The sequence below is a fragment of the Streptomyces sp. OR43 genome, assembly GCF_008042275.1.
GTDB lineage: Bacteria > Actinomycetota > Actinomycetes > Streptomycetales > Streptomycetaceae > Streptomyces.
Window position 1 is genome coordinate 2,696,424 of record NZ_RDBK01000043.1, and the last position, 7,866, is coordinate 2,704,289.

Annotated in this window: 8 protein-coding genes; 5 read left to right on the forward strand and 3 right to left on the reverse strand. The window is 71.9% G+C overall.

Annotated elements, in window-relative coordinates; genetic code table 11:
• Positions 1-236: 236 nt before the first annotated feature.
• Positions 237-449, reverse strand: a complete 213-nt coding sequence (locus tag EAO72_RS31160) for a DUF4287 domain-containing protein (RefSeq protein ID WP_148020424.1) — start codon at positions 447-449, stop codon at positions 237-239.
• Between the two features lie 237 nt (positions 450-686).
• On the opposite strand from EAO72_RS31160, the gene EAO72_RS31165 reads away from it, so the two are divergent.
• From EAO72_RS31165 to EAO72_RS31185, 5 genes are all read left to right on the forward strand, one after another.
• The gene (locus EAO72_RS31165; RefSeq protein ID WP_148020425.1) at positions 687-1,556 is read left to right on the forward strand and encodes an AraC family transcriptional regulator; all 870 of its coding nucleotides are present in this window, start codon (positions 687-689) and stop codon (positions 1,554-1,556) included.
• A 192-nt stretch (positions 1,557-1,748) separates the two neighbouring features.
• Entirely contained in the window at positions 1,749-2,588 is an 840-nt protein-coding gene (locus EAO72_RS31170; RefSeq protein ID WP_148020426.1) for a CPBP family intramembrane glutamic endopeptidase, read from the forward strand.
• Positions 2,589-2,593: 5 nt separating this feature from the next.
• The gene (locus tag EAO72_RS31175; RefSeq protein ID WP_222724159.1) at positions 2,594-3,739 is read left to right on the forward strand and encodes a sensor histidine kinase; all 1,146 of its coding nucleotides are present in this window, start codon (positions 2,594-2,596) and stop codon (positions 3,737-3,739) included.
• Complete coding sequence (locus EAO72_RS31180) at positions 3,736-4,395, forward strand: response regulator (RefSeq protein WP_148020428.1); 660 nt, start codon at positions 3,736-3,738, stop codon at positions 4,393-4,395. The genes EAO72_RS31175 and EAO72_RS31180 overlap by 4 nt, the downstream gene beginning before the upstream one ends.
• Before the next feature lie 115 nt (positions 4,396-4,510).
• Entirely contained in the window at positions 4,511-5,437 is a 927-nt protein-coding gene (locus tag EAO72_RS31185; protein WP_148020429.1) for a S1 family peptidase, read from the forward strand.
• Between the two features lie 68 nt (positions 5,438-5,505).
• On the opposite strand, the gene EAO72_RS31190 is transcribed toward EAO72_RS31185, so the two are convergent.
• Together EAO72_RS31190 and EAO72_RS31195 are read right to left on the reverse strand one after the other, a co-directional pair.
• Entirely contained in the window at positions 5,506-6,354 is an 849-nt protein-coding gene (locus tag EAO72_RS31190) for a DUF1206 domain-containing protein (protein ID WP_148020430.1), read from the reverse strand.
• A 34-nt stretch (positions 6,355-6,388) separates the two neighbouring features.
• A partial coding sequence (locus tag EAO72_RS31195; protein ID WP_148022146.1) for an N-acyl-D-amino-acid deacylase family protein occupies positions 6,389-7,866 on the reverse strand: 1,478 nt, incomplete at its 5' end.

Sequence of the window (7,866 nt, forward strand, 5' to 3'; positions counted from 1 at the left end):
CATGGAGGCCGACGGACCGCGACGCGCCGTGGCGCATGTCACCCGGTCCGGTCCGTCACGTCCCCGTTCCACCCCATTCCAAGCCCCGGCTTCCATCGCCATGCGCCCGCGCCCGCCGGCCGTGGGAACCCCGGGCGCGGGCCGGGCCGGGGCTTGGAATGGGGTGGAACGGGGACGTGACGGACCGGACCGGGTGACATGCGCCACGGCGCGTCGCGGTCCGTCGGCCTCCATGACTACGCGTTCTTGTCCTCGGCCAGGGTGTGGGCGACCAGGGCGTTGGCATGGCCGTGGCCCATCGCGTGCTCGGACTTGAGCCAGGCCACGATCTCCATGTGCTTGGTCAGCGGCGAGGCGCGGATGAGGTCCTTCCACTCCGCGACCGGACGGCCGTACTTCTGCTCGATCGACGGGAAATAGCTCGCGGGGCCCTTCACTGCATCGGTCATGACGGAAGTCTGACAGCCGGGTCTGACAGTCACCGGCCGCAGACCGTGCGACGGGCCGGAATCTGTGCGACGGACCGTGCACCGTGCCCGGGCCGTGCACCGTGCGACGGGCCGTGAACCCGTGGGTCGGACCGTGCACCGTGCCCGGGCCGGTACCCGACCGGACCGGGCACAGGATGTCGGGTGCGGCAGGGTGGTCCTTTCCTAGCGTGGTGGACGTCAAGGAAGGAGGCCCGGGTGCTGGAGCGGCTGAACGAGGCCATGGAGTACGTCGAGCGCCGCCTCGACGGCCACATCGACGTCGCCGAGGCGGCCAGGATCGCGATGACCTCGGAGTACCACCTGCGCCGGATGTTCTCCGCGCTCGCCGGGATACCGCTGTCGGAGTACATCCGGCGCAGGCGGCTCACGGTCGCGGGCGCCGAGGTGCTGGCAGGGGACCGGACGCTGCTGGATGTCGCCGTGCGGTACGGCTACGCCTCGGGCGAGGCGTTCGCCCGGGCGTTCCGGGCCGTGCACGGTGTCGGTCCGGGCGAGGCCAGGCGTACCGGGGCCGCGTTGCGGTCCCAGCCCCGGATGTCCTTCCGTCTCGTCGTCGAAGGGACCAACAGCATGCGATACCGGATCGTGGAGAAGGACGAGTTCCGTGTGGTGGGCAGGAAGGCGCGCGTTCCGCTGGTGCACGAGGGGGTGAATCCGGCCATCGCCACGTTCATCCGGAGCCTCGGCAAGGAGACCGTGGAACGCATCAAGAGCCTGTCCGACCAGGAGCCGGAGGGCATCGTCCAGGTGAGCGACGATCTCGCCGACAGCCGGGCGGAGGGCAGCGAACTGGACTACTACCACGGGGTGGTGAGCTCGGCGGCCGTCCCCGAGGACATGGACGCACTCCCCGTCGCGGCGGGCACCTGGGCCGTCTTCGACAGCTCGGGCGCCTTCCCCCAGGCGCTCCAGTACCTGTGGCGTGACGTCTTCACGGAGTGGTTCCCGTCCAATCCGTACCGCAGCCGGCCCGGGCCGGAGATCCTCCGTGTGCACGTCTCGCCCGAAGGGGCGCGTGCGGACGCGCAGTTGTGGATCCCGGTGGAGCGGGACACGGCGGCCTGAGGGTCCGCTGCCGGTGACCTCGGCCGGACGGCCCGCGGTTCGGGCTCGGCCAACGGGCCCTGAACGGCGGGCTGTCCCCCGTGCGAGCTACGCGCAGGTGTCCACTGTGCGGTGACGACTCCGGTCCGCCGGATCCGTAGCGTCGGAGCGTAGCCGCGGGGAGACGTCCGCGGGCCCGGCAGAGGAGTACGCATGAGAGTCGTCTGGCAGCTTCTGGTCATCGTCGCGGTGTGGATGATCGGAGGTCAATGCGTCGCCGCCGTGGACGGGAATCCGTGGCTCACGCTGCTTCTCGGTCTGCTGACCGTGGCACTCGCCGTGCCGGCCTACCGGTGGGTGGTGGGACGGACCGAGCACCGTCCGGTCACCGAACTGGCCCGCGAGGGAGCCTGGCCGGCCGCCGGCCGCGGGACGCTGATCGGCCTGGCGCTGTTCGGGGCGGTCGTCCTGAACCTGGCCTTCGTCGGCGACTACCACGTCAACGGTATCGGCTCGGTCACCGGCGCGATGGGGCTGATCGGCTTCATGGCGGCCGCTGCCACGACGGAGGAACTGCTGTTCCGCGGCATCCTGTTCAGGGTCATCGAGGAACGGACCGGGACGTGGATCTCGCTGATGGCGACCGGGGCCCTGTTCGGCCTCATGCACCTGGCCAACCCGAACGCCAGTCTGTGGGGTGCCATCGCCATCGCCGTCGAGGCCGGTGGCATGCTCGCCGCGGCGTACGCGGCCACCCGCTCGCTGTGGCTGCCCATCGGCGTGCACTTCGGCTGGAACTTCGCCGCGTCCGGCATCTTCAGCACCGAGGTGTCGGGCAACGACACCCCGCAGGGGCTCCTGGACTCGGCGACCTCGGGATCGAAGCTGCTGACCGGCGGTGACTTCGGCCCGGAGGGCAGTCTGTACGCGGTGCTGTTCGGCGTGCTCCTGACGGCGGTGTTCATGTGGGTGGCCCACCGGCGTGGCCGTGTGCTGCCCCGGCGCAGCCGGCGCGTCGTCGAGGCGGGAACCACCACTAGAGTTCCCCGGTGACCAGAATGCGGAGGATCGCGGAGCCGTGGCGCCGGCTGGACGTCACGGTTCGCGATCTCCTCTTCGGGCTGTTTCTCCTCGTCGCGTCGCTCACGCCCCAGCTCTACAACCGCGGGACGGACATCGGCGCCATGCCGGCCCGCTCCCTCGACGTGCTGGGCGTGGTGGCCGTCTCCCTGCAGACGCTCCCGCTCGCCGTACGCCGACGGCTGCCGGCGGTCGCCCTCGGCCTGGTGGCGCTCGGCTTCGCCGTGGACCAACTCCGCGGCTACCACCTGCTCGCGGGCATCGCTCTGCCCGTCGCCCTGTTGAGCGCGGGATCCCATCTGGAACGCCACCGGCGCGCCATCACGGTCGCCCTGACCGGGGCGTACGTGGCGCTGGCGGCCGGGCTCCAGCGGTTCGGGCCCGGGGAGAGCCTGGCCGGCTTCGTGGTCTTCTACCTGGCCCTGGCCCTGTCCTGGGGCGCCGGGTCGTGGCTGCGCCGGACCCGGGAGCTGGAGAGCGAACGCCGCCACCGGATCGCCGAGGACACCCGCCTCGCCGAACGGACCCGCATCGCCCGCGAACTCCACGACATCGTGACCCACCATGTGACGGCGATGGTCGTACAGACCGAGGCGGCGCGCTATCTGACCGCCGCACCCGACCGGCTCGACGAGACGCTGGCCACGGTCACCGACACCGGCCGACGGGCCATCACCGATCTGCGGCACCTCCTCGACCTGCTCAATCCCGACCATAGTGCCGAGGCCCGGACACCGACCGTCGGCCGCATCCTCACCCTCGTGGAGCAGACCCGACGGGCCGGCCAGGAGGTGGAGTTCACCGAGCAGGGCACACCGGCGGCGTCGACCGGCAGCGCCGACCTCGTGGCCTACCGGGTCGTGCAGGAGGCGCTGACAAACGCTCTCAAGTACGCCCAGGGCAGTCATACTTCGGTCCAGGTGCGGCACAGCGAAAGGGAGATCACCGTGGAGGTCGGCACGGACGGGTCCGGCGCGCGGGCGGCGGTCCCCGGAGGGAGCGGGCGGGGGCTCGTGGGGCTCCGGGAGCGCGTCGACGTCCTGGGCGGCGAATTCAGCGCCGGCCCCCGCGCGGGCGGCGGCTTCGTCGTCCGGGCGCGCATACCCGCCGGGAGCCCGTCGTGACCGCGCCCATCCGGGTTCTCGTCTGCGACGACCAGATCCTCGTCCGCACCGGGCTGGCCACGATCATCGACGCCCAGCCCGACCTCGAAGTGGCGGGCGAGTGCGGGGACGGGCGGACCGCGGTCGAGCTGGCCGGCAAGCTGCGCCCGGACGTCGTGGTGATGGACATCCGGATGCCCGTACTCGACGGCATCGAGGCCACCCGGCTGCTGGCCGGTGCCGGGGTGCCGCATCCCGTCAAGGTGCTGGTCGTGACCACGTTCAACCTGGACGAGTACGTCTACGAGGCACTGCGCGCCGGGGCGAGCGGCTTTCTCCTGAAGGACGCGCCGCCGGCCCACCTGCTGCACGGGATCCGGACCGTGCAGACGGGCGCCGCCCTGCTGGACCCGGAGGTGACACGCCGGCTCGTGGGCCGGTACGCCGCCCGGATCCGGCCGGCCGGCGGCACCCCGGACGGCACGGGGCTGACCCCGCGCGAGCTGGAGGTCCTGCGCCTCATCGCGGACGGCTTCTCCAACAGCGAGATCGCCGTGACCCTCCTGATCAGTCCCGAGACCGTCAAGACCTTCGTGTCCCGCATCCTCGCCAAACTCGGGCTCCGGGACCGCGTCCAGGCAGTCGTCTACGCCTACCGGCAGGGCCTGGTGACCTGAATTCGCCCCTTGTGGGCCTTCCCTCAGTGCGCCACCATGCGCATGTCAAAACCGGAAGAACTTCGGTCGCAGAGGCTTCCCACGCTCTGCGCAGGTCACTTGAGGGGACCCCCACATGAAAAAGCCTCTCGTCGGTGCGCTCTTCGCGGTGCTGCTCCTCGGAGCCGGCACCGCGCCCGCGGCAGCGGCCACAAGCCACGACGCGGCAGCGCCCAGCACGGCCGGGGCGGCAGCGGCCGCCGCGAGCCGCACGGCGGCGGACGCGGCGTCGTCCGGCCACGCGGCCGTCCGCGCGAAGGTCAGGCCCAAGGCGGTCAACTTCGCCGGGACCGTGGCGCTCAGCAACTGTTCGGGCTCGGTCGTCCGCACGCCCGGCTCCCAGCCGGGCGACCCCGCGCTCGTGCTCTCCAACGGGCACTGCATGGAGTCCGGATTCCCCGGCCCGGGCGAGGTCGTGTTCAACCAGCCGTCCACCCGCAGCTTCACCCTGCTCAACGCCTCGGGCAGCGGTGTCGGGACACTCCGGGCGAGCAAGATCGCGTACGGGACGATGACGGACACCGACATCTCGGTGTACCGACTCACCTCCACGTACGCCCAGATCGAAAGCACCTACGGCATCAAGGCACTGGAGCTCAACACCGCGCACCCGGTGCAGGGCACCGCGATCACCGTCGTGTCCGGGTACTGGAAGCGCACGTACAGCTGCAACGTCGACGGGTTCGTGTACCGCCTCAAGGAGGGGGAGTGGACCTGGAAGGACTCCGTCCGCTACACCTCCGCCTGCCAGACCATAGGTGGTACGTCCGGCTCGCCGGTGATCGACAACGCCACCGGCAAGGTCGTCGCCGTCAACAACACCGGTAACGAGGACGGGCAGGAGTGCACGGACAACAACCCGTGCGAGGTCGACGAGAACGGGCAGGTGACGGTCCGCGAGGGCATCAACTACGCCCAGGAGACCTACGGCATCGTGCCGTGCATCGGCACCGGCAACGTCTTCGACCTCGACCGTGAAGGGTGTGCGCTGCCCAAGCCGTGACGCGGACAGCGGCGGGGCGGGGCGGCGCGGTTCCCCCGCGCCGCCCCGCCCGTCCGCCCCGCCCCGGGTCAGATCCTGCGCCGACGGGCGTTCGCCCAGGAGAACAGGCCGAACGCCATCAGGCCCACGGCGATCAGGGCCAGCAGCCAGGGACCGGCCGGAGTCGTGGCGAAGGACCGCAGGGTGTCGTCCATGCCCTTGGCCTCGCCCGAGCGGGCCTTCACCGCAGCGGCCACCGCGAAGCCGCCCGCGACCGCGAAGACGAGCCCTCGCGCCACACCGCCGAAGACCCCGGTGATGTCCACGGCACGCCGCTCGGCGGGCGACATCTCGCCCATCCGCAGATGCTTGTGGAACTTCCGCAGCGCCGCCCGGCCCGCGATCCACAGACCGGCCCCCGCGATGACCGCGCCGGCCGCCCCCACCAGCCAGCGCCCGCCCGACATCCCGAGCACCTGTGCCGTGACGTCCTTCGACTGCGCGTCGCCGGAACCGCTGCCGCTGCCCCGGTCGCCCGCCGCGAACATCAGGACCGAGTACGACACGAAGGCGTAGAAGACGGCGCGCCCCGCCGAGGCCAGGCGCTTGGCCGCCTTGCGCCCGTCCGGCCCCGCGGCCCCGAACGCCGCCTCGGACAGCCGCCACAGGGCCATTCCGGCCAGGGCGACCCCCAGGACCCACAGCAGGACGGAACCGAAGGGCTTCTGCGCGATCTCCGCGAGCGCCCCGCCCCGGTCCGCCTGCTTCTCGCCGCTCCCGCCCTCGCCGAACGCGATGCGCAGCGCGAGGACGCCGACCAGGACATAGATCACTCCGCGGGCGACGAATCCCGCCCGGCCGCCCGCCTCGACGGCTGAACTGTCACCCGCCCGTCTCGCCTTTCCGTGACCCTTCCGGGCTGTCGCAGAGATATTCATGTCCAGCCGGTTGCCCCGGCCGGGAGACGGGAAACTACCGCGCCCCGGCGGCGGCCGTGCTGCCGGACCGTACCGAGCGGCCCGCCAGTGCCTGGGTCCGCTTCCCCTCCTCGATGACGAAACGGCCGTCGATCAGTACGTGCGGGATGCCGGTCGGCAGGGTGCGGGGTTCGTCGAACGTCGAGCCGGCCGCCACCGTCGCCGGGTCGAAGAGCACGAGGTCGGCGCGGTAGCCCTCGCGCACGTACCCGCGGTCGGCCAGCCGCAGCCGGGCCGCCGGGCGCGAGGTGAGATGGGCGACGCACTCCTCCAGCGAGAGGATGCCCAACTCCCGCACATACCGGCCGAGATACTGCGGGAACGTGCCGTACGCCCGGGGGTGCGGCTTGTCGCCCTGGAGGATGCCGTCGCTGCCGCCGGTGTGGACGCGGTGGCGCATGATCTGCCGGACGTTCTCCTCGTGGCCCACGTGCTGGAGGATCGTCGTCCCCAGCCGGTCGTCCAGCAGCAGCCGCCGCGCGGTCACCCAGGGCTCCTCGCCCCGCAGCCGCGCGGACTCGGCCACCGTACGGCCGACGTACCCGGCGAGGTCCGGCACGCTGACGCCGGAGATCTCGATGGTGTCCCACTCCATCGGCACCCCGTGGCAGCCGTCCGACCCCACGACCTCCAGGTCGTGGCGGATCCTCGCCGCCGTGGTGTCGTCGGCCAGGCGCGTCAGGACCGACTCGGGACCGCCCTCGCTCGCCCAGCTCGGCAGCATGGCGACCAGGGTCGTACAGCCCGGGGTGTACGGGTAGGTGTCGAGGGAGATGTCGGCGCCCGCGTCCAGCGCGCCGTCGAGCAGGGCGAGCAGTTCCGGGGCGCGGCCCTCGTTCACGCCGAAGTTCATGGTGGCGTGGGCGAGATGGAGGGCGCAGCCCGCGGTGCGGGTGAGCCGCACCATCTCCTCGTACGCCTCCAGCGCCCCGGCGCCGTACGAGCGGTGGTGCGGGCAGTAGTAGCCACCGTGCTCGGCCACCACCCGGCACAGGGCGGTGAGTTCGGCGTCGTCCGCGTACATGCCCGGGGTGTAGGTGAGCCCCGAGGACATGCCGACGGCGCCCTGGGCCATGCCCTCGGCGACGAGCTGTTTCATCCGGGTCAGCTCGGCGTCGGTGGCGGGGCGGTCGTCCCAGCCGACCGCGTGCATCCGGACGGTGCCCTGCGGGATCAGATAGGCGGCGTTCACCGCGATGCCCCGGCCGCCGAAGTTGCGGTCGAGCCGGTCGAGGTACTCCCCGACGGTGCGCCAGTCGAAGTCGATGTCGCTCCCGTCGCCGTTCCAGCCGGTGATGGAGCGGCGGACCTCGGCGAGGGTGCGGTCGTCGACGGGGGCGTACGACAGGCCGTCCTGGCCGAGCACTTCGAGGGTGACGCCCTGCGCCGCCTTCGCGCTGTGGTCGGGGTCGCGCAGCAGGGCGAGGTCGCTGTGGGCGTGCATGTCGACGAACCCGGGGGAGAGCGCGAGGC